This is a genomic window from Aliiglaciecola sp. NS0011-25 (assembly GCF_040370605.1).
GTDB classification, from domain to species: domain Bacteria; phylum Pseudomonadota; class Gammaproteobacteria; order Enterobacterales; family Alteromonadaceae; genus Aliiglaciecola; species Aliiglaciecola lipolytica_A.
Genome location: NZ_BAABWR010000052.1, coordinates 1 through 1,055, shown reverse-complemented (window position 1 = coordinate 1,055; position 1,055 = coordinate 1). Strand labels below are relative to the sequence as shown.

The window sequence follows — 1,055 nt, the reverse complement described above, 5'->3', positions numbered from 1 at the left end:
TGAATCACCCATATTGCAACGTTTAGGGTTGGATGAACACACCTGGCAAGATATGTTTTTGACCTTTGAAACCAATTTTAGCGTGGCTGCAGGGCAATCAGACACCTTGAAACGCTATAAGCGAAAACGTCGGCAAAAGAATTCTGTAGGCTAACGATTCCACTAAAGCCGCTTTTCATTTCAATTGTTTCTTTGCACAAGAGACAGGCCTCAACCTGCACTAAATTCAGCTCAATAGCGCCCATTTCCCAAAAACCGATGATTGTATAGGTATTTACCTAAATTACGAACGCATTCATACTTTTCATCAAACTCCAGTAAAAATTATAGGCCTCTTTTTTCACTACCTTTAAAAATGCCTGTCCACGATGATTGATTTAGTCTTTAAAAATGTCTGTCCATGATTTAATGATTTACTGATTTAGTTCCCAAATATGCGTTGGGCATGGGTAATTAGGCCAGTTGTAACGCTACCAAAATGGTTCCCAATGACAACCTCAGTATCGGGGAAGATAGCGCTTATCCATTGTTTGATGACGGGTGAAATTGCAGTACCGCCGGTTACAAAAATGGTGTCGGGTTTAGCGCCTGACTGCAGTAAAGACTCATTCACGATAGACTCAATTTGCTTTAATTCACCACTGATAGCGTCACCTAGTTGATCCCTGCTAACTGAGATGTGTAAATCTGATTCAATATAATCAAGGTTAACCTCGGTCAAATGCTTGGTTGAAAGCGCTATTTTGGTTAATTCAGAACTCTTATTTAATTTGAGTCCTAGTTTGTCTTCTCGCAACTTTTTCAATCGCTCGATTCTATTATCCAAAGACATATAACAATATCGTTGCAATTCCACACCGGTTCTATTTGAATTAAACTCACGCTGCGCAGCGACATCATTTACGCACACTGCCTGTCTGAATAATGTGGGAGGAATCGGCAGGTCGTTAGTTAATATAATATCTTTACCAAAGTGCGGCATAATCCCCATTAGCGCTAGTTTGTTGTCAATATCAATGCCCCCTATCCGTTTTCCTGAGCAACCAAGAATATTG

Annotated in this window: 1 pseudogene; it reads right to left on the bottom strand. The window is 40.1% G+C overall.

The features are described from left to right. Positions 1–421: 421 nt before the first annotated feature. Positions 422–1,055: pseudogene (locus tag ABWV72_RS21115) on the bottom strand (molecular chaperone); the annotation flags it as partial.